The sequence below is a fragment of the Microbacterium psychrotolerans genome, assembly GCF_031085295.1.
GTDB classification, from domain to species: Bacteria; Actinomycetota; Actinomycetes; order Actinomycetales; family Microbacteriaceae; genus Microbacterium; species Microbacterium psychrotolerans.
Genome location: NZ_JAVFWO010000003.1, coordinates 133,307 through 153,985 on the forward strand (window position 1 = coordinate 133,307; position 20,679 = coordinate 153,985).

Here is a 20,679-nt window from a genome sequence, read left to right on the forward strand (position 1 = left end):
CTTTGCGCTCTTGGATTCCCCCTGCCCTCATATGGTGGTCGGCTGTGCCTGCGCCCCCCCGCGTTCACGCGAGGAGTGCCGCGCGGGTTTCGGGGAAGAGAGCACTCCACCTGACGACAAGGAAACGAGCCCTACGGGCCCACGGAGGTAATCCCCTTGGCTGCTGCGCGCAACGCATCCAACCCCACCACCACCCCTAAGAACGGACGCGGAGCATCCCGCCTCTCGTTCGCCAAGATCTCCGACACGCTGACGGTCCCCGACCTTCTCGCGCTGCAGACCGAGTCGTTCGACTGGCTCGTGGGCAACGAGGCCTGGAAGGCCCGCGTCGCCCAGGCGAAGGCCGACGGTCGCACCGACGTGCCCGAGATCAGCGGTCTCGAGGAGATCTTCGAGGAGATCTCGCCGATCGAGGATCTGAGCGAGACCATGCAGCTCTCGTTCACCAACCCGTACCTCGAGCCCGAGAAGTACTCCATCGAGGAGTGCAAGGAGCGCGGCAAGACGTATGCCGCCCCGCTCTACGTCGAGGCCGAGTTCATGAACCACCAGACCGGTGAGATCAAGACGCAGACGGTCTTCATGGGCGACTTCCCGCTCCAGACCGGCAAGGGCACGTTCATCATCAACGGCACCGAGCGCGTCGTCGTGTCGCAGCTCGTCCGTTCGCCCGGCGTCTACTTCGACAAGACCCCCGACAAGACGTCCGACAAGGACATCGTGTCGGCGCGCGTCATCCCGTCGCGCGGTGCGTGGCTCGAGTTCGAGATCGACAAGCGCGACCAGGTCGGCGTCCGCATCGACCGCAAGCGCAAGCAGTCGGTCACCGTCTTCCTGAAGGCGCTCGGCCTCACCAGCGAGGACATCCTCGCCGAGTTCGCCGGCTTCGACTCCATCGAGGAGACGCTGTCGAAGGACACCATCCTCAGCAAGGAAGACGCGCTCCGCGACATCTATCGCAAGCTCCGTCCGGGCGAGCAGGTCGCCGCCGAGGCCGCCCGCGCGCTCCTGGACAACTTCTACTTCAACCCGAAGCGCTACGACCTCGCCAAGGTCGGCCGGTACAAGATCAACCACAAGCTCGGTCTCGACAAGCCGCTCAGCGACTCCGTGCTGACCGTCGACGACATCGTCGCCACGATCAAGTACCTGGTCCGCCTGCACCGCGGCGACGTCACGTTCGACGGCGTGCGCGGCGGCAAGCCCGCCGAGATCCGCCTGGACGTCGACGACATCGACAACTTCGGCAACCGTCGCATCCGCGCGGTCGGCGAGCTCATCCAGAACCAGGTCCGCACCGGTCTGTCGCGCATGGAGCGCGTCGTCCGCGAGCGCATGACCACGCAGGACATCGAGGCGATCACGCCGCAGACCCTGATCAACGTGCGCCCCGTCGTGGCCGCGATCAAGGAGTTCTTCGGAACGTCGCAGCTGTCGCAGTTCATGGACCAGAACAACCCGCTCGCGGGTCTGACGCACAAGCGCCGGCTCTCGGCACTCGGCCCCGGCGGTCTGTCGCGTGAGCGCGCAGGCGTCGAGGTCCGCGACGTCCACCCGTCGCACTACGGCCGCATGTGCCCCATCGAGACTCCGGAAGGCCCGAACATCGGCCTGATCGGTTCGCTCGCCTCGTTCGCGCGCATCAACGCCTTCGGCTTCATCGAGACGCCGTACCGCCGCGTTGTCGAGGGCAAGGTCACCGACCAGATCGACTACCTGACCGCCTCCGAGGAGAGCGACTACATCGTCGCGCAGGCCGGTGTCGAGCTGAAGGCCGACGGCCGCTTCGCACAGGACCGCGTCCTCGCCCGTCGCGGCAACGGCGGCGAGGTCGACCTCTTCCACTCGGAGGAGATCGGCTACATGGACGTCTCGCCGCGCCAGATGGTTTCGGTCGCGACCTCGCTCATCCCGTTCCTCGAGCACGACGACGCGAACCGCGCCCTCATGGGTGCGAACATGCAGCGTCAGGCGGTTCCGCTGCTGCGCTCGGAGTCGCCGGTGGTCGGCACGGGCATGGAGGGCTTCGCCGCGATCGACGCCGGTGACGTCGTCACCGCCGACAAGCCCGGTGTCGTCGTCGAGGTCTCGGCGGACGTCGTCACGGTGCAGCTCGACGAGGGCGGCACCCAGGACTACTTCCTGCGCAAGTTCGACCGCTCCAACCAGGGCACGAGCTACAACCAGCGCGTCGTGGTTTCGGCCGGCGAGCGCGTCGAGGCCGGCGAGGTCATCGCCGACGGTCCCGCGACCGAGAACGGCGAGCTCGCCCTCGGCAAGAACCTCCTCGTCGCGTTCATGACCTGGGAGGGTCACAACTTCGAGGACGCGATCATCCTCAGCCAGGACCTGGTGAAGGACGACACCCTCTCCTCGATCCACATCGAGGAGTACGAGGTCGACGCCCGCGACACGAAGCTCGGCAAGGAGGAGATCACCCGTGATCTCCCCAACGTGAGCCCCGACCTGCTGAAGGACCTCGACGAGCGCGGCATCATCCGCATCGGCGCCGAGGTCCGTCCCGGCGACATCCTCGTCGGCAAGGTCACGCCGAAGGGCGAGACCGAGCTGTCGGCCGAGGAGCGCCTGCTGCGTGCGATCTTCAACGAGAAGAGCCGCGAGGTCCGCGACACGTCGCTGAAGGTGCCCCACGGTGAGCAGGGCACGATCATCGCGGTCAAGGAGTTCAACGCCGAGGACGGCGACGACGAGCTCGGCTCGGGCGTCAACCGCCGCGTCGTGGTCTACATCGCCCAGAAGCGCAAGATCACCGAGGGTGACAAGCTCGCCGGTCGTCACGGCAACAAGGGCGTCATCGCGAAGATCCTGCCCGTCGAGGACATGCCGTTCCTCGCGGACGGCACGCCGGTCCAGGTCATCCTGAACCCGCTCGGCATCCCCGGTCGAATGAACTTCGGCCAGGTCCTCGAGCTGCACCTCGGCTGGATCGCCAAGCAGGGCTGGAAGGTGGAGGGCATCCCGGAGTGGGCCGCCCAGCTGCCGGAGCAGGCCTTCGAGGCGCCGGCCGGCACCAAGGTCGCCACGCCGGTGTTCGACGGTGCGTTCGAGGCGGAGATCGCTGGTCTGCTCGACTCGACGCTCCCCACGCGCGACGGCGAGCGCCTGATCGACTCCTCGGGCAAGACGCAGCTGTTCGACGGCCGCTCCGGCGAGCCGTTCCCGGCTCCGATCTCGGTCGGCTACATGTACATCCTGAAGCTGCACCACCTCGTGGACGACAAGATCCACGCGCGCTCGACGGGCCCGTACTCGATGATCACCCAGCAGCCGCTCGGTGGTAAGGCGCAGTTCGGCGGTCAGCGCTTCGGTGAGATGGAGGTGTGGGCCCTCGAGGCCTACGGCGCCGCGTACGCGCTGCAGGAGCTCCTCACGATCAAGTCCGACGACATCCTCGGCCGCGTCAAGGTGTACGAGGCGATCGTCAAGGGCGAGAACATCCAGGAGCCCGGCATCCCCGAGTCGTTCAAGGTGCTCATGAAGGAGATGCAGTCGCTCTGCCTGAACGTCGAGGTCCTCTCGGCCGACGGCACGGCGGTCAACCTCCGCGACACCGACGACGACGCCTTCCGTGCCGCGGAGGAGCTCGGCATCAACATCTCCAGCCGCTTCGAGTCGTCGTCGATCGACGAGATCTAAGCGCGCCAGGTAACGAACGAATTTCCGACACAGGAGAACCAGTGCTCGAATCAACCACTTTCGATCAGCTTCGCATCGGCCTGGCCACCGCTGACGACATCCGTCGTTGGTCCTACGGCGAGGTCAAGAAGCCCGAGACCATCAACTACCGCACCCTGAAGCCCGAGAAGGACGGTCTGTTCGGCGAGCAGATCTTCGGACCCTCGCGCGACTGGGAGTGCGCGTGCGGCAAGTACAAGCGCGTCCGCTTCAAGGGCATCGTCTGCGAGCGCTGCGGCGTCGAGGTCACCAAGTCCTCGGTGCGCCGTGAGCGCATGGGCCACATCGAGCTCGCCGCGCCCGTCACGCACATCTGGTACTTCAAGGGCGTCCCGTCGCGCCTCGGGTACCTGCTCGACATGGCGCCGAAGGACCTCGAGAAGGTCATCTACTTCGCCGCCTACATGGTGATCTCGGTGGACGAGGAGGCGCGCCACCGCGACCTCTCGACGCAGGAGAACAACATCCGTCTCGAGCTGAAGACGCTCGCAGACCGCCGCGACGCGCGTGTCGCCGCTCGCCTCCAGAAGCTGGAGGAGGAGCTCGCCGCGCTCGAGGAGGAGGGTGCCAAGGCCGACCAGAAGAAGAAGGTCAAGGACGCCGCCGAGAAGGAGATGGCCGGCATCCGCAAGGGTACCGACGACCAGATCACGCGCCTCGAAAAGGTGTGGGAGGACTTCCGCACGCTCGAGGTCGGCCAGCTCAAGGGTGAAGACGAGATCTTCCACGAGCTGCAGGACCGCTTCGGTCAGTACTTCGAGGCCCACATGGGCGCGGAGTCGATCAAGCGTCGCCTGGAGGCGTTCGACCTGAAGGCCGAGTCCGAGAACCTGCACCTGCAGATCTCGGAGGGCAAGGGCCAGCGCAAGATCCGCGCGATCAAGCGCCTCAAGGTCGTCAACTCGTTCCTGCAGACCGGCATGAGCCCGGCCTCGATGGTGCTCGACGTCGTCCCGGTGATCCCGCCGGAGCTGCGCCCGATGGTGCAGCTGGACGGTGGCCGCTTCGCGACCTCCGACCTGAACGACCTCTACCGTCGCGTGATCAACCGCAACAACCGCCTCCGTCGCCTGATCGACCTCGGTGCCCCCGAGATCATCGTCAACAACGAGAAGCGGATGCTGCAGGAGGCCGTCGACGCGCTGTTCGACAACGGCCGCCGTGGTCGCCCCGTGACGGGCACGGGCAACCGTGCGCTGAAGTCGCTGTCCGACATGCTCAAGGGCAAGCAGGGCCGGTTCCGTCAGAACCTGCTCGGCAAGCGCGTGGACTACTCGGGCCGTTCGGTCATCATCGTCGGCCCGCAGCTCAAGCTCCACCAGTGCGGTCTGCCCAAGCAGATGGCTCTCGAGCTGTTCAAGCCGTTCGTGATCAAGCGCCTGATCGACCTCGGTCACTCGCAGAACATCAAGGCGGCCAAGCGCGCCGTCGAGCGCACGCGTCCCGAGGTCTGGGACGTGCTCGAGGAGATCATCCGCGAGCGCCCCGTGCTGCTCAACCGTGCGCCCACGCTGCACCGTCTCGGCATCCAGGCCTTCGAGCCTCAGCTCGTCGAGGGCAAGGCCATCCAGCTGCACCCGCTCGTCTGCGCCGCCTTCAACGCGGACTTCGACGGCGACCAGATGGCCGTGCACCTGCCGCTGTCGGTCGAGGCTCAGGCCGAGGCCCGCATCCTGATGCTGGCGTCGAACAACATCCTGAAGCCGTCGGACGGCCGCCCGGTCACCCTGCCCTCGCAGGACATGATCATCGGTCTGCACCACCTGACCACGGTCAAGGAGGGCGCCGCCGGTGAGGGTCGCGTGTTCGGCTCGGTCGGCGAGGCGATCCTGGCCAAGGACGAGGGCACCCTCGACCTGCAGGCCAAGGTCCGCATCCGCATCCCCGGTCTCGCCTTCCTCGAGGGCGAGGCTCCCGAGGGCTACGAGCGCCACGGCCTCGTGGACGCGTCGCTCGGCCAGGCGATCTTCAACGACACGCTCCCCAAGGGCTACCCGTTCGTTCGCGAGCAGGCCGACAAGGGCAAGCTGTCGCAGATCGTGAACAAGCTCGCCGAGGAGTACCCGAAGGTGGAGGTCGCGGCTTCGCTCGACCGCATCAAGGACGCCGGCTTCTACTGGGCCACCCGTTCGGGTGTCACGGTGGCGCTGAGCGACATCCTCACGCCCCCGAACAAGGGCGAGATCGTCGCGGGCTACGAGAAGCAGGCCGCGAAGGTCCAGGCGCAGTTCGAGAAGGGTCTCACCACCGACGCCGAGCGTCGTCAGGAGCTCATCAAGATCTGGACCGAGGCGACCGACGAGGTCCAGAAGGCGATGCGGGACAACTTCCCGGCCGACAACACCATCAACCGGATGGTCTCGTCGGGCGCTCGTGGTAACTGGCTGCAGATCCGCAACATCGCGGGTATGCGAGGCCTGGTGAACAACCCCAAGGGTGAGATCATCCCGCGTCCGATCATCTCGTCGTACCGCGAGGGTCTGTCGGTGGCGGAGTACTTCATCGCGACGCACGGTGCCCGCAAGGGTCTGGCCGACACGGCTCTGCGTACGGCCGACTCGGGTTACCTGACCCGTCGTCTCGTGGACGTCTCGCAGGATGTCATCATCCGCGAGGAGGACTGCGGCACGACCAAGGGCCTCGAGTTCACCATCGCCGCCCCCGGCGCCGACGGTGCGCTGGTGCGCGACGCGAACGTCGAGAACTCGGTGTTCGCCCGCACGCTCGCGGCCGACGCCGTCGACCCGAAGGGCGAGGTCGTCGCCTCCGCCGGTGAGGACGTCGGCGACGTGCTCATCGACAAGCTCGTCGGTGCGGGTGTCGAGTCGATCAAGGTCCGCTCGGTCCTCACCTGCGACTCGGCGGTCGGCGTCTGCGCGAAGTGCTACGGCCGCTCGCTCGCGACCGGCAAGATCGTCGACATCGGCGAGGCCGTCGGCATCATCGCGGCCCAGTCGATCGGTGAGCCCGGCACGCAGCTGACGATGCGTACCTTCCACACCGGTGGTTCCGCGTCGGCCGACGACATCACGCAGGGTCTGCCCCGCGTGCAGGAGCTGTTCGAGGCCCGTACCCCCAAGGGTGCGTCGCCGATCGCCGAGGCCGATGGCCGCATCACGATCGACGAGACCGAGAAGTCGAAGAAGGTCATCCTCACGCCCGACAACGGCGACGAGCCGCACGTCTACCCGGTCCTGAAGCGCGCGACGCTCCTGGTCGAGGACGGGCAGCGCGTCACGGTCGGTCAGCCTCTCCAGGTCGGCACGCTCGACCCCAAGGAGGTCATGCGCGTGCAGGGCGCCCGCGAGGTCCAGAAGTACCTCGTCAACGGCGTCCAGGGCGTGTACCGCTCGCAGGGCGTGCCGATCCACGACAAGCACATCGAGGTCATCGTCCGTCAGATGCTGCGGAAGGTCACCGTGGTCGACCACGGCGACACGACGCTGCTGCCGGGCGAGCTGGTCGACTTCAAGAAGTACCAGAACATCAACCGCGAGACCGTGGCCGAGGGCAAGCGCCCCGCGTCGGGTCGTCCCGAGCTGATGGGTATCACGAAGGCGTCGCTCGCGACCGAGTCGTGGCTGTCGGCCGCGTCGTTCCAGGAGACCACCCGCGTCCTGACGCAGGCGGCCATGGAGGGCAAGAGCGACCCGCTCGTCGGCCTCAAGGAGAACGTCATCATCGGAAAGCTCATCCCCGCCGGAACGGGCCTCGCGAAGTACCGCGATGTCACGGTCGAGGCGACGGAGGAGGCCAAGAGCGAGCGGTACCCCAACCGCATCTTCGCCTCGGACGGCGCGTACACCGACGCCGACCTGAGCTACGTCGACTTCGACAGCTTCTCGACGGACGGTTTCACGACCGACTACAACTGAGTCCTGAGTCCGGTCGCCGAGCGACCGGGCCGAGACGCAGCACCACGAAGGGCCCCGGCATGACGCCGGGGCCCTTCGCCGTTCACTGCGGGCGGATGCCGCGACTCAGTACTGCGTCGGCAGCCCCGTGTCGCCGGTGGTGCCGGTGGTGCCGGTCGCGCCCGTCGAACCGCTGCTCGGGGCGACGTTCTCCTTGACCCGCTCGGCGGTGCTCTGCGCCTCCTCCTTCACGGTCTCGGCGGATGCGGCGGCAGAATCCTTCACCTGGTTGACGGCATCCTTCGCCGGCTCCTTGAGGTTCCCCGCCACCTCCTGCGCGGCGTCCTTCGCCTTGTCCACGGCCTTGTCGACGAGCGGCTGCGCCTGGTCGCGGAGCTGGGTGCTCCAGCGCTTCTCAGCGTCCGTCGCGGGGATGAGGCTCGCGACGAGGAAGCCGACGCCGGCGGCGAGGAGGCCGACCACCAGCGGCGTGCCCTGCGTGGTCTGCCTGGCCTTGTTCGGCAGGTCCTTCACCGCGTCACCCGCCGCGCCGAGCTTGTCGCCCACCGTGTGGCCGGCCGACGATGCGGAGTCGCCGATGTCGTCGGCGACCCCCATGACGCGGCCCTTGACGTCGCCGAGCACCTGCCGGACCCGCGTCTTCTGACGTTCCATGATCTTCGGGGGCGAGACCTTGTCGGCGAGTGCGTCCACATCCCGGCCCAGCTCGTCGCGCGACACCTCGATATCGGCGCGGATCTGATCTGCGTTGCTCATTATCGGTTCTCCTGATTTCTCTTGAGCGCGTCGGGGATCTCCTTGACGGTCTCGACCGTCTTCGGCGCCCCTTGCACGGTCTTCAGCCGCTTGCGCCCGACGGCGTAAAGGATGGCGGCGACGATGGCCCAGAGGACCGCCACGATGACGGCCGACCAGCCGAGGCTGTCGATGAGGTCGCCGAGACCCCACCACAAGGCGACGGACAGGAAGAAGACGGCCATCGCGCCGGCGTATCCCGCGCCGCCGAGGAGCCCTGCGCCGGCACCGGCGCGCTTGGCCGACTCGGAGAGCTCGGCCTTCGCGAGCTCGAGCTCCTTGCGCATGAGGTCGGACAGGTCACGCGAGACCTCGCCGACCAGCTCTCCCAGCGATGTCTCGGCCGCCTTCTGCTGAGACGGCGTGGGCATGTCCGTCATCGTCGTACCTCTCCCGCGGCGGACCACTCGTCTCCTGCTCCGCCGGTCACATCGGGGTTGGCGCTCGTGGTCAGCGGGTCGCCCGAGAGGGCGTCGCCGATGGGGGTGTCCCCCTCGTAACCCGTCGCTCCCACCGTGCCCGCACCGGCAGCCGTCCCGGCGGCACCGGCGGTGGTGCCGCCTGCGACCGTCGGCGAGCCGGTGACGAGACGGGACTGTGCGCCGCCCGGTGCGCGGACCGTTCCGCCCGTGGCCCGATCGTTGTCGCGGGCGTCGGAGACGAGCGCCCGGGTGAGGCGACCGGCGACGAGGCCCACTCCGACCGCGATGGCCAGGAAGGCTCCCGTGTGCCGGCGCGCGAAGGTCCGGACCTCGTAGACCACGTCGGCAGGTTCTCTCTGCTCCAGCCAGTCGGCGACGCGTCGGGTCTGCTCACCGACGGCGCGCACGGCATTCGTCGCCGCTCCCGAGCCTGTTGCCGTGCCGTCGGCCAGCCCCGCGAGCTCGTCGCTCGTGCTCCGCAGTGCTCCCGCGGCGCGGCGCTGCTGGGTCGATGCCTGGTCCGTCAGCTGCGTGCGGGTCTCGTGAAGGAACCCGCGAGCGGCATCCTTCGCGTCGTGCGCCACGCCCTTGGCCTCTTCGCCGGCGACGCCGGCCACGTACTTGGCACCCGCGTCCACCTCTGCGACGGTCTCGACCGCGCGCTCCTTGACGTCGCCTGAGCCTGTGCTCTGGCCTGAACCCGTGCTCTGGTTCGCATACGGATCGGTGTCGTAAGTCGACATGCTCCTCCTCCATCTCACGTGCGGTGTCGGGCCGGCGATGTGCCGGGCTTCGAAGATCCGCCGTGCCCACAACCGTCGGTCATGAACCCCGATGTGAAGAGAGGGTGGCACTTGGAGCACCGGCGGAGTATCCTTCACAGCCCGACGCCGCGAGGAGGCGGTGCGACCGGTCTCGCAACCTCCTCGCGCCCTCGCGCGCGCGCCGCGGCGATGCCGCAGTCCCTCCGGCTTACCGTGGAGGCGGAGGTGGGGGCCCCATGGCACGGATCGGCGGTCGCAATGCGTGGATCGCCGTGCCCGCGGGGATCCTGTGCGGGGCGGTCGTCGGGGCGCTCGTATGGCTGTCCCTGCCGATGCTGCCGGTGACGGCGGCGTGGGTCGGTGACACGCTGCGGAACGCGACAGCGCCGCAGCCGAGCGCCACACCCCAGCGGACTCCGGCTCAGACGGCGGCGGACGGCGGCGCGATCGACTGCCGGACGCTCTACTCCGACGATCTGTGGAACGAACTGACATGGCGGCCGGGCTCGCTCCTCGGCCAGTCCCTCGGCCCGCCGGCGACCACGGCGACCTCGTTCGCCGACGCGGCGGCTCCCGACGTGCTGGTCACCTGCACCTGGCGGTTCGACACGGGCGGCATCGTCACGACGCTGTCGAAGGTCGACCCGGATGCCGCCTCCATCGCCGAGGCCGCGCTCTCGGGCGACGGCTTCTCATGCCATGCCGCCGGGTTGGCGACGGTCTGCGCGCGCACGCAGGGCTCGGTGCGGGAGGAGCACACGCTGCGCGACGGGCTGTGGCTCGTGAGCGTCGAGACGCAGTGGCACCCCGACGACTACGGCTCCCGGCTCGATCGCACCGTGTGGGGCTGATCAGGCCGGATCAGCCGAAGATGCTCGCGACGACCGCGCCCGTGTAGCCGCTGGGTGCGAGGTTCGAATAGGTCGTGTCGATGAGGATGTCGTCGCGCCAGAAGAGGGTGCGCCCGTCGGTCACCGGATAGGTCTCGTTCTGCCAGGTCTTCTCGCAGCGGGTGCCGCCGTCCGGCGTGTAGCAGGTATAGCCATCATCGGTCACCAGCTTGTTCAGCATGTCGAGGGCGGGGCCGCGCGACATGTAGGTGATGGTCGTGACCAGACCCGTGGTGTCGGTGGCCGGGTCGCGCCACACGCACACGAGGCCGCCGTCGGGCTGCGGCCCCGACGACCCGAAGGCGGGGTCGTTGAGCGGGATGCCTTCGAGCTGTGCGAGCACGTCGGCGGTGAGGATCGCGCGGCAGTCGTCGGGGATATCGGCCAGCGGGGTCGCCGACGGTGTCGGGGTCGGCGTCGCGGGGGCGTCCGTCGTGGGGGTGGGGGAGTACGTGAAGCCGTCGCCGGAGGGCGCGTCGTCGGGTGCGCACGCCGTCAGCACGGCGAGCGCGAGGAGGACGGATGCCGCTGCCGCCGCGCGCCGGCCGCCGCGAGGCGCTCGCGCAGGTGTTGCCATGGGCCCAGGGTAGTGGCGCCGTCCGCCGGCGGACGCTGCGACTCGGGCGCGTATTCCTCCGGCACGCCTCCGCGGCTTGCGTGGGCCCGCGGGCTACTCTGCCACTGCAGGGATTGGCCCTGCGTGAGGAGTGCCTGCGATGAGTGACCCCAAGTCGTCTTACGGCGAGCCCGTCGAAGAGCCCAACGGCGTCGACGACGTCGTCGGTCGTGCGAACGAAGGCCTCGCCGATGCAGAGGCCGCCCGCCGTGACGCGGTCGACGCCGACAGCTCCACCGCACCCGCATCGACCCCTGCGGATGCGTACGACGCGAGCGCTCCGGCCGTCGCCGACGAGCCCGCCGTCGTCCCGGCCGACGAGGCCGCGGCCCCGGCCACCGACACCCCGGCCGACGCGGAGCCCGACCCGTGGGCATCGCCGGAGGCGGCATCCCTCGATTACACGTCGACAGGGGCACCCGTCGCCGACGACGCACCGACCGTCGTCGCCGCGCCCGTCGTCACCCCGAGCGAGCCCGTCGTCGCCGAGCCGACGGTCGTCGCCGCCGCCGCTGCTGCGCCGCAGCCCATCTTCGTCCAGGCGCCGGAAGCGCCGCGCCCGCGCGGCAACCGTGCGGCAGCCGGCGCCATCGGCCTCCTCGCCGCCCTCGCGTTCGCCGTGCTCTACCTCGCGGTCTGGCTCGGCATCGACGCGATCGAGGGCGACCTGACCGGCGAGAACGTCGGCACGACGGTCGTCGGCGCCCTGGGCACCTGGTCGCTGTGGGTGCCGGTCGTGGTCTTCTTCTTCGCGTTCTGGCTGCTGGGTGCGATCATCAACCGCGGGCGGTGGGGCGCATGGGTGGTCTTCGGCATCCTGGTCGGCGTCGCCGCATACGGCGGGCACATCCTCGGCGCGCTCTTCCAGGCGCCGTTCTGGGAGCTCACCGCGACCGAGGGCGGCGACCTCGCAGAGGCCGAGCTGCTCACGCCCCTGGCGATCGCCGCGTTCGTCATCGGGCGCGAGCTGACCATCTGGTTCGGGGCGTGGGCGGCATCGCGCGCGAAGCGCGTCACCGAGCTCAACATCGAGGCGCAGCGCGAGTACGAGCGCACGCTCGAGGCGGGGCCGCAGCTCGTCCGCGCGTAGCCGCATCCCGCCCGCCCCGGAGGCCGCCGACGTAGGCTGGCGGCATGGCCGGTGGCGGGGAAGGCGCAGCGTCGGCGGGTCCCGTGCGGCCGCCGATCGCCCTCGCGTTCGCGACGATCGGCTTCGTCGCGCTGACCATCTTCGGGCTCGGCATGACGAGCCTCATCCTCGCCGAGGACGTGATCGCGACGCCCGGTCTCGGGCAGATTCCCGGGGCGGCGGGGGTCGTGTGCGCGACGCTCGCGTTCGCGGGCGGGCTGTGGGCGGCGATCGCGCGCGCCGGCAGCGGTCCGCCGGGCGGGAGCGCCGCGGCGCGGCATCCGTCCTACTGGGGTGCCGCGTGGACCACCGCAGCGGCGTTCCTCGCCTACGTCGGGGGCGTGTGGTTCGCGGCACTGTTCACCGGGGCGGACCTGGGGGTGGCGACGGCCGTCGCCGGCCGCCTGGCGACGTCGTGGTTCGGGGTGTCGGTGGCGGCCGCCGCGTTCGTATCGGCGTGGGCGGGCATCGCACTCGTGCGCACGCGCGCGCATCGTCCCCGCTGGCCCTGGGAGGACGACTACGACGAGTGATCCGGATGTTCGCGCCGCCGGAAACCGCGGGAATCCGGGCGAAAACAGATGTCGGGTACTAGCGTTGACCGGGTGGAGCGGTCGCTCGAGACCCAGGTCAGCCAGGCGGTGGACGCCTGGCTCGCCTGGCTGCCGCGATGGGAGCCGGCGACGCACCGCGGCCGCACCGCCCCGTGCCGGCGCTGCTTCGGGTCGCCGGTGCTGTCGGCGGCGGGGCTCGGAGCCGATGTCCCGCACGGTGTGCAGCATGGGCTCTCCACCCGGATCAAGACGATCGTCGACCGCTCGGTGGCCGAGTACACGGCGCTGAACCTCCCGATGCTGCAGACCGAGCTCGACCAGCAGGCGGCCCGCAACCGGGCGCGCAGCTATCGTCCCGGCGAGGGGCTGGATCCCGAGTTCGAGGGGCTGCCGCTGGATCCTGAACCGGTGCCCGGTGCGCCGTTCCTGTTCACGATCGCCGGTCTCGCCGAGGAGGCCGACGCGCACGTTCCGGACCTGCCGCCGCTGACCGAGGAGGCCAAGGCCGCGCTCCGCCAGGAGGTCGGCCTCGCGGACGACTACGCCAACATGGTCGGACGCGAGGTCTGCACCATCCTGCTGCACCACCGCCTGCGCATCCAGGCCGCGGTCGGCGAGTTCGTCGAGCCCCAGATCGAGGCGATGCTCGCGGATCTGACGAAGTCGCTCGACGCGCCGTTCGACCCGCACGACTCCGGCGACGCCCCCCGTCTGGACTGACTCCCGCAGGTGGTTTTGTTAGCATGGCCAGGTTTGTTGCCGTCACGACGGCACGGGTCGTGTCAAGGTAGCGGACTGCGGGGGAGGTGTGGTGGCCACACGGCTTCCCTCGGCGCCCCCGATACTCCCCGGGCTGGCCTACATCCGCCCTCTCGGCTCCGGCGGATTCGCCGACGTCTTCCTGTACGAGCAGGACATGCCCCGCCGCAACGTCGCGGTCAAGGTCATGCCCAGCGACGTGCGCGACCCCGAGCTGCGGCGCATGTTCAACGCCGAGGCCGACGTGCTGGCGCACCTGTCCGCCCATCCCTCGATCGTGACGGTCTACCAGGCCAGCATCTCGGCCGACGGGCGTCCGTACATCGTCATGGAGTACTGCCCCGGCTCGCTCGCGCAGCGCTACCGGGTGGAGCGCATCCCCGTCGAAGAGGTGCTCGCGATCGGCGTGCGCATGGCGAGCGCGCTGGAGTCGGCGCACCGCGCCGGGCTCATCCACCGCGACGTCAAGCCCAGCAACATCCTCATCACGACGTTCGGCACCCCCGTGCTCGCCGACTTCGGCATCTCCGCCTCGCTGCAGCGCAAGAGCGGCGGCGAGGTGCTGGCGATGTCGATCCCGTGGAGCTCGCCCGAGGTCGTGGCCGAGCAGACCAGTGGCACCGTTTCGAGCGAGGTGTGGAGCATCGGCGCGACCGTGTACTCGCTGCTCGCGGGTCACAGCCCGTTCGAGCGGCGTGAGCGCGGCCAGAACACCAAGGAGCTGCTGCGGCGGCGCATCGCGCGTGCCACGTATGTCGAGATCCCGCGCGCCGATGTCCCGGCATCGCTGCAGACTGTGCTCGCCACGGCGATGAGCCGCGACCCGGGTCGCCGCTACGACTCGGCGCGGGCGTTCGGCGAGGCGCTGCGCGAGGTGCAGGCCGGGCTCGGTCTCTCGCCGACGCCGCTCGAGATCCCCGACGCGGAATGGTCACCGGCATCCGGTCCGGTCGACTTCGGCGACTCGGCGCTGCGCGGACCGGCCCGCTCCCACATCGAACGCGACCTCACCCGCAAGTCCCGGGCCGGCACCGGGGTCGCCGCCCTCGCTCGTGACGAGGACACCGAGATCTCCGCCGCGCGCAGGCGACGGGGCGGCGGCACGCTGCCGTGGGTCGTCGGCATCGGTGCGGGAGTGGTCGCCGGCGCCGGCGCGGTCGTCGTGGCGCTGCTGGCCGCGGGGGTGCTGTGATGCGCCGCGGCACGATCACCGGCCTCGTCGCCGCCGGCTCGGTCGTCGCCGCCGTGATCGGGGTCAGCATCGTGTGGCCGGGCCTGGACGCGCAGGAGACGCCCGAGGTCGACACGGCGGTGTGGGCGCTGCAGACCGGCGAAGGCAGGCGCTACGCGCGGGTGAACACCTCGGTCGGCGAGCTCGACACCGTCCGCAGCATCAGCAATCCCGATCAGGTCGTGCAGACGGGGGACGCCGCGTACCTGTTCAGCGACAGCTACAGCACGCTCACCCGCATCGATGCAGCGATGCCCGCGGATCTCGACGAAGAGGCGCTGCAGGCGTCGCAGAAGACGCCGCCCGGCACCACCGAGGTCGTGACCGCGGGCGATTACGTGGCGTATCTCACCGACTCGGGGGCGGTGTTCGCGGGGAGGCTCTCCAGCGGCTCGGCATCCCAGCTCGATCCGTTCCGCACCGACGACGAAGACACGCCGCAGTACACCGCCGAGGCGATCGCCGTCGACGCCCGGGGGGTGCTGTTCGCGTACTCGCGCGCCGACGGCTCGGTGCTGCGCTACGACATCCCCGACGGCCAGGTGCGGGGACGCGACGCTTTCGACGCCGACGGGCTCGCCGTGCCGGCGATCACCGCCGCGCGTGACACGTGGGCCGTCGTCGACACCGAGGACGGCGACGTCTGGCTGCGGGGGCAGGACGGCCCGGTCCGGACGCCGACGACAGGCACCGTGGTGGTCGGTGCGCCTGACGCGACCGGCACCGACGTGTACCTCGCCGACGACACTGCGCTCGTGCGTATGCCGGCTGATGGCTCCAGCATGACGACCGAGGTCGGCGGCGGCGCCGGCCCGGTGCTCGGCACCCCGGCACAGCCGGTCACGCACGACGGCGAGACGTACGCCGCCTGGCTCGGCACGGGCGACGCGGGCGGGCTGCTGTGGCGCTCGAACGGCGCGACGGTCGTGCTCGACTACGGCGCCGAGGCGATGGGCGACCAGGTCCGCCCGGTCTTCGTCGCGAGCGACTCCTCCGTCATCCTCAACGACACGCGGTCGGGATGGGCGTGGTCTGTGCCCGACGGCGCCCTCATCGCCTCGAGCCAGGACTGGAGCCTCGACGACCGCACCGATCCGGACGCGGTGCCGAGCGGCGAGCAGCTGCAGGTCGTGCTCGACCCGAAGCCCCCGATCGCCGAGCCGGACGCCTTCGGGGTGCGCGCCGGGGCGCTCGCCTCGCTGCCGGTGCTGATGAACGATCACGACCCGAACGAGGACGTGCTCACGATCGATCCCGCATCGGTCGCCGGCCTCGATCCCGCCTTCGGCACCGTGACCGTGACCGACGACGACCAGCGCCTCGCGGTGCGCGTGGAACCCGGCGCGACGGGCTCCACCACCTTCTCGTACGCCGTCACCGACGGTACGACCGAGAACGGCCTGCTGTCGGAGACCACGACGGTCACCCTCACCGTGGCGGATGCCGCAGCCGAATCGGCGCCGGAGTGGTGCGGCGTCGAGCGCTGCCTCGTCGAGTGGCCGCAGCCGGAGGTCGCGCGCGGCGGCACGGTGACCGTGCCCGTGCTCCCCGGCTGGGTGGACCCCGAGGGTGACCCGCTCCTGCTGCTCTCGGTAGAGAACGCGACGGGGACCGGAAGCGTCGCGGCGACCCCGGGCGGCGATGTCGTCTACCAGCACAGCGACACCGGCGACGGCGGTGAGCAGCTCATCGAGCTCGCGGTCACCGTGGCCGACACGCAGGGGCAGACGGCCGTGAAGTCGCTCATCGTGAAGGTGTCGCCGCAGCCGCAGCTGGCCGCGCAGTCGTTCGCCGTCACCGACACGGTGGCATCGGGCATGACCGTGGACGTCGCCGACCATGTCACCGGCACGGCGGGCACGCTCTCGCTCGAGTCGGTGCGCGTGCTCGACGACGCGGCGGCCACCGCCACCGTGGTGGGCGGCTCGACATCGTTCGACTTCACGGCTCAGAACCCCGGCACGTTCCGCGTTGACTTCACGGTGACCGACGGCGTCACCGAGGCGGCGGGCACGGCACGGATCACCCTGCTGCCCGCCGACGCGCCCGCACAGCTGTCGACCTCGCCCGTGGTGGCGTTCGTGCACCCCCAGCAGGACGCCACGCTCGAGGTCTTCGACGCGGTCTCCAATCCGACCCGTCGCGTGCTGCTGCTGAGCGACGTCACCGCGCGAGCGGACGACGGGGCGACGCTGTCGGTCGATGGAGTCGGCCAGAACCACCTGCGGGTGTCGGGGACGACCGCGGACGGCGCCGCCGGCCGGCTCGGCACGGTCTCATACGTCGTGAGCGACGGCACCGAGGACACCGGCGCGAGCGTCCAGGGCGAGGCGACGGTGTACCTGCTGCCTCCGGCGCCCGAGCTCGCGCCGATCGCCGTCGACGACACCGTCGTGGTGCGCGCCGGCGCGCAGATCGACATCCCGGTGCTCGAGAACGACATCTCGCCCTCGGGCGGCCTGCCGACCCTCAACCCCGCGTCCGTGCGGTCGTCGTCGGATGCCGCGCTGGCGTTCGCGTCGGGCGACCTGCTCCGCTACCTGGCGCCCGGCGAGCCCGGCGAGTACGGCATCGAGTACTCGGTGTTCACCACCGGTGCCCCGACGCTCGCCGACACCGCGACCGTGCGGGTCCGGGTCATCGACGCCGATGCCAACCGCGCGCCGACGGCCGACACCCTGGAGGGCCGCGTGCTGAGCGGCCAGTCCGCGCTGATCGAATTCGACGGGTTCGGCATGGATCCCGACGGCGACGTCGTGACCCTCGACCGCATCGTCGCCCAGCCGGAGCGCGGGGCCGCCACGATCACGGCCGACGGGGCGTCGATCATGTACACCAGCGTCCCGGGCGACAGCGGGCAGGTGTCGTTCCGCTACCGCGTCGTCGACGCGTTCGGCGAGACCGCCGAGGGCACCGTCCGGGTGGGCGTGCTCGACAGCGAGGCCAACCCGAGTCCGGTGACCTTCACCGACTACGTGCAGGTGCAGGCGGGCGACGGCAACACGATCCGCGTGAGCCCGCTCTCGAACGACGTCGATCCGACGATGGGCGAGCTACGGGTGACCGACATCCGTCCCGACGTGCCGGCCACCCTCGTCGACGGCAGCGACAACCCGGAGTACGAGCGGCTCGGCGACCAGATCGTCGCCGTCGACGACGCGACGGTCCGCATCGCCGCGGGCGACGAACCGGCGACGATGTCGTTCCTCTACGACGTGGAGTCCTCGTCGGGCAACACCGGGCGCGGCCTCATCGTCGTGCGGGTGGTGCGCGAGAGCGTGCCGGACTACCCGGTCGTCGCCGACACCAGCCTCACCGTCGAGAGCCGTGAGGACTTCCCGCGCGGTGTCGACGTGCTGGCCGGCAAGGTGACATGGTCGGGCGGCGACGTCGGCGACCTCGAGCTCTCGCTCTGGGGCGACCCGGAGGGGGTGTCGGTGCAGGGCTCGCGCCTGCGCGGCGCGCTCCCCGAGACCACACAGCTCATCCCGTTCGCCGTGACCGGCGAGAGCGCTGCCGGTGAGGTCACCTCGTACGGGTTCCTCCGCGTGCCCGGTGACGACGACCTGGCGCTGACGCTCCGCGCGGGTGCGGCATCCCCCGAGGTCACCGAGCTCGAGTCGGGGACGTTCGACATGGCGAGCCTCGTCGCACGCCCACGCGGCGCGGTCATCGAGATCGGCGACGACGTCCGGGCTTCGGGAGCCCGTGCGGAGGCGGCGTGCGCCATCGAGTCCGGCACGGTCATCCGCTACGACGCGGGAGCGGGCGCCCCCTGGGTGGATGCGTGCCAGGTGCCGGTGCGGCTGTCGGGCGACGAGGAGTGGACGTTCCTCTCGGTGCCGATCGTTGTGCACCCCCGGGATCCGCAGCCCGAGTTGCGTCCCGGCTCCATCACCGTCGGTCCGGGCGAGACCGCCTCGTTCGACCTGAAGAACATGACGACGTGGCAGCTCCGCGAGGACTGGGCAGGCATCGTCTACGCGATCGAGCACGCGGGCACCGCGTTCCACGTCACGCAGGAGGGCTCCACCGTGACCGTGACCGGCGCCGATCGCGCCGTGCCGGGGTCAGAGGAAGCCGTGCTGGTGTCGGTCACGAGCCACCCCTCGGTGACGCCCGCCCGCCTCATCCTCCGCGTGGGCGCCGCGCCGTCGACCCTGCCGCAGGGTGGGTCCGTCGTGCAGCAGTGCTCGCAGGCGTCCGGATCGTCGTGCACCATCCCGGTCATCGGCGCGGGCGGCGAGGTCAACCCGCTCCCGCGCACCCCGCTCGAAGTCGTCGGCGTCCGGCCGACGGGGTCGTGCGCCGGAGTCGGATTCCAGGTCGCATCGGCCACGTCGATCACGGCGACGTGGACGACGGATGCCCCGGGGGCGACGTGCACCGCCACGTTCTCGGTGCGCGACGCCCAGGGCCGGGTGACGAACGCGGAGCGGGACGGGCGGGTGCTGCTGGACCTGCTGGGCTACCCCAAGCCGCCCGCGAGCATCAGCCAGGCGGCCTACGCCGACGGCACCGTAACACTGCGGGTCGACCCGGGACAGGCGCGTCTGGCCTACCCGGCGCTCTCCGGATTCGTCGTCCGCTCGGGCGGCCAGGAGGTCGCGCGGTGCTCCGCCGACGGCGTCTGCCCGCCCGTCGCCGCCCCGAACGGGGAGCAGCGCACCTACGAGGCGTGGGCAGTCAATGGGGTGGGCGAGTCGAAGGGGAGCGTCCGCACGCTGGCGTGGGCGTACGACGCGCCCGTGGCGCCGACGAAGGTGACGGCCGCGCCGGTCGTCACCGGTGACGGTGCCGGTGGCATCGTGTCGCTCGTCATCGACGGCATCGAGACCGGCGAGACGGGGAGCCTCGAGATCTCGAGCCCCGCCGGCGAGGTGGTGCGCGTGGGGGTGGGCCGCAACGACACGCGCGTCGACGTGCCCTGGTACCGCGTCGGCAGCAACACCGGCTCGCTGATCACCGTGACGCCCTACTCGCGCTTCGACCTGCCGCCCGGGCTGGGCGGCAGTGCCTCCGGCGCCGCGGCCACCGTGCAGGCCAACGGCATCGGCAGGCCGCTGTCGCCGCAGCTGACGCTCAGCTCCGTCTCGAACGGCGACGGCACGGCGACCATCACGGCGACGGCGTCCGCTGTGAGCAACGGCGACGGCTCGCGCCTGCGCTACGGCATCGTCCCGGACGGCCAGCGCTGCACGGTGAGCGAAGACGGTCCCACGGCGACGTTCCCCGGCCTCGCTGACGGCGAGGAGTACGCCTTCCGGATGTGCGTCGAATCCTGGTGGGACGACAGGTCGTTCGGCCGAGCCGAGACCACGGCGAGCGTGCGGGCGCACCAGTCCGGACGGGCGCCGCAGGGGTGGACGTTCGCCGTCGACGCCACGCCGAACGTGAACGGACAGCGCGCCGACTGGATCATCAGGGCGGAGCCCACCACCACGGAGAAGATCCCCAACCACAACCACGCCGAGTTCTCGGGCTGGAATGGCTCGACGTCGGTGGTCGGCCAGAGCCCCGGCATCCAGGTCCGCTACGTCCACGACTGGTGGGGCACAGCCACGGGATGGTCCACGGTGACCGCGCGCGCGGGCAGCGCCCCGTACCAGGTTCAGGCCACGTGGGAGGTCACCTCCTGCGTGGGCGGCGGCACGCTCGGCACTCGCGGGCAGTCGTCCAACGCCCCGAACGGGTCCTCGGCGGCATTCACGTTCGGCAACGCCGGGCTGCGCTACTTCGACGAGCAGGGCGCGCTGCTTCCCCACACCGCCGACACATGGGACGTCCCCCTCAAGGCGGCGCGTGTCGAAGGCATCACGGTGGCGGTGAACTGGGACGCCCAGGGCTGGGGGCTCGCTCCCGTGACCAAGACCTTCGGCGCCGACTGCCAGCCGAACAACGGCAACCCCGGTCCCTGACCACCGGCATCCATCCGCTCCCCGCGAGCC

General features: G+C 70.4%; 12 protein-coding genes. 8 read left to right on the forward strand and 4 right to left on the reverse strand.

What is annotated here, in order from left to right:
- Positions 1-156 precede the first annotated feature (156 nt).
- Both rpoB and rpoC read left to right on the forward strand, forming a co-directional pair.
- Positions 157-3,657, forward strand: a complete 3,501-nt coding sequence (gene rpoB / locus Q9R08_RS09750) for a DNA-directed RNA polymerase subunit beta (protein ID WP_308867820.1) — start codon at positions 157-159, stop codon at positions 3,655-3,657.
- Between the two features lie 41 nt (positions 3,658-3,698).
- Positions 3,699-7,571: a DNA-directed RNA polymerase subunit beta' gene (rpoC, locus tag Q9R08_RS09755; protein ID WP_308867821.1), complete on the forward strand. Its 3,873-nt coding sequence runs from the start codon at positions 3,699-3,701 to the stop codon at positions 7,569-7,571.
- Positions 7,572-7,676: 105 nt separating this feature from the next.
- On the opposite strand, the gene Q9R08_RS09760 is transcribed toward rpoC, so the two are convergent.
- The 3 genes from Q9R08_RS09760 to Q9R08_RS09770 are packed head-to-tail and all read right to left on the reverse strand — an operon-like array spanning position 7,677 to position 9,531.
- Positions 7,677-8,327, reverse strand: coding sequence for a DUF3618 domain-containing protein (locus Q9R08_RS09760; RefSeq protein ID WP_308867822.1), 651 nt, complete (start codon positions 8,325-8,327; stop codon positions 7,677-7,679).
- Positions 8,327-8,746 (reverse strand): phage holin family protein, encoded by a 420-nt coding sequence (locus Q9R08_RS09765; protein ID WP_308867823.1) that lies wholly within the window; start codon positions 8,744-8,746, stop codon positions 8,327-8,329. The genes Q9R08_RS09760 and Q9R08_RS09765 overlap by 1 nt, the downstream gene beginning before the upstream one ends.
- Positions 8,743-9,531: a hypothetical protein gene (locus tag Q9R08_RS09770; protein WP_308867824.1), complete on the reverse strand. Its 789-nt coding sequence runs from the start codon at positions 9,529-9,531 to the stop codon at positions 8,743-8,745. Before Q9R08_RS09770 ends, Q9R08_RS09765 begins: the two co-directional genes overlap by 4 nt.
- 257 nt (positions 9,532-9,788) lie before the next feature.
- Between Q9R08_RS09770 and Q9R08_RS09775 the strand changes: the two genes are divergently transcribed.
- Positions 9,789-10,403: a hypothetical protein gene (locus tag Q9R08_RS09775; protein ID WP_308867825.1), complete on the forward strand. Its 615-nt coding sequence runs from the start codon at positions 9,789-9,791 to the stop codon at positions 10,401-10,403.
- Between the two features lie 10 nt (positions 10,404-10,413).
- On the opposite strand, the gene Q9R08_RS09780 is transcribed toward Q9R08_RS09775, so the two are convergent.
- Positions 10,414-11,019, reverse strand: coding sequence for a hypothetical protein (locus Q9R08_RS09780; protein WP_308867826.1), 606 nt, complete (start codon positions 11,017-11,019; stop codon positions 10,414-10,416).
- A 139-nt stretch (positions 11,020-11,158) separates the two neighbouring features.
- On the opposite strand from Q9R08_RS09780, the gene Q9R08_RS09785 reads away from it, so the two are divergent.
- From Q9R08_RS09785 to Q9R08_RS09805, 5 genes are all read left to right on the forward strand, one after another.
- Positions 11,159-12,148 carry an ABC transporter gene (locus Q9R08_RS09785; protein ID WP_308867827.1) on the forward strand — a complete coding sequence of 330 codons (990 nt, stop codon included), beginning with the start codon at positions 11,159-11,161 and terminating at the stop codon, positions 12,146-12,148.
- 44 nt (positions 12,149-12,192) lie between these two features.
- Positions 12,193-12,720: a hypothetical protein gene (locus tag Q9R08_RS09790; protein ID WP_308867828.1), complete on the forward strand. Its 528-nt coding sequence runs from the start codon at positions 12,193-12,195 to the stop codon at positions 12,718-12,720.
- 72 nt (positions 12,721-12,792) lie between these two features.
- A complete protein-coding gene (locus Q9R08_RS09795) occupies positions 12,793-13,461 on the forward strand; it encodes a spermidine/putrescine ABC transporter substrate-binding protein (RefSeq protein ID WP_308867829.1) in 669 nt (222 codons plus the stop codon).
- 91 nt (positions 13,462-13,552) lie between these two features.
- Positions 13,553-14,692, forward strand: coding sequence for a serine/threonine-protein kinase (locus tag Q9R08_RS09800; protein WP_308867830.1), 1,140 nt, complete (start codon positions 13,553-13,555; stop codon positions 14,690-14,692).
- A complete protein-coding gene (locus Q9R08_RS09805; RefSeq protein ID WP_308867831.1) occupies positions 14,692-20,649 on the forward strand; it encodes an Ig-like domain-containing protein in 5,958 nt (1,985 codons plus the stop codon). Before Q9R08_RS09800 ends, Q9R08_RS09805 begins: the two co-directional genes overlap by 1 nt.
- Positions 20,650-20,679: the final 30 nt, after the last annotated feature.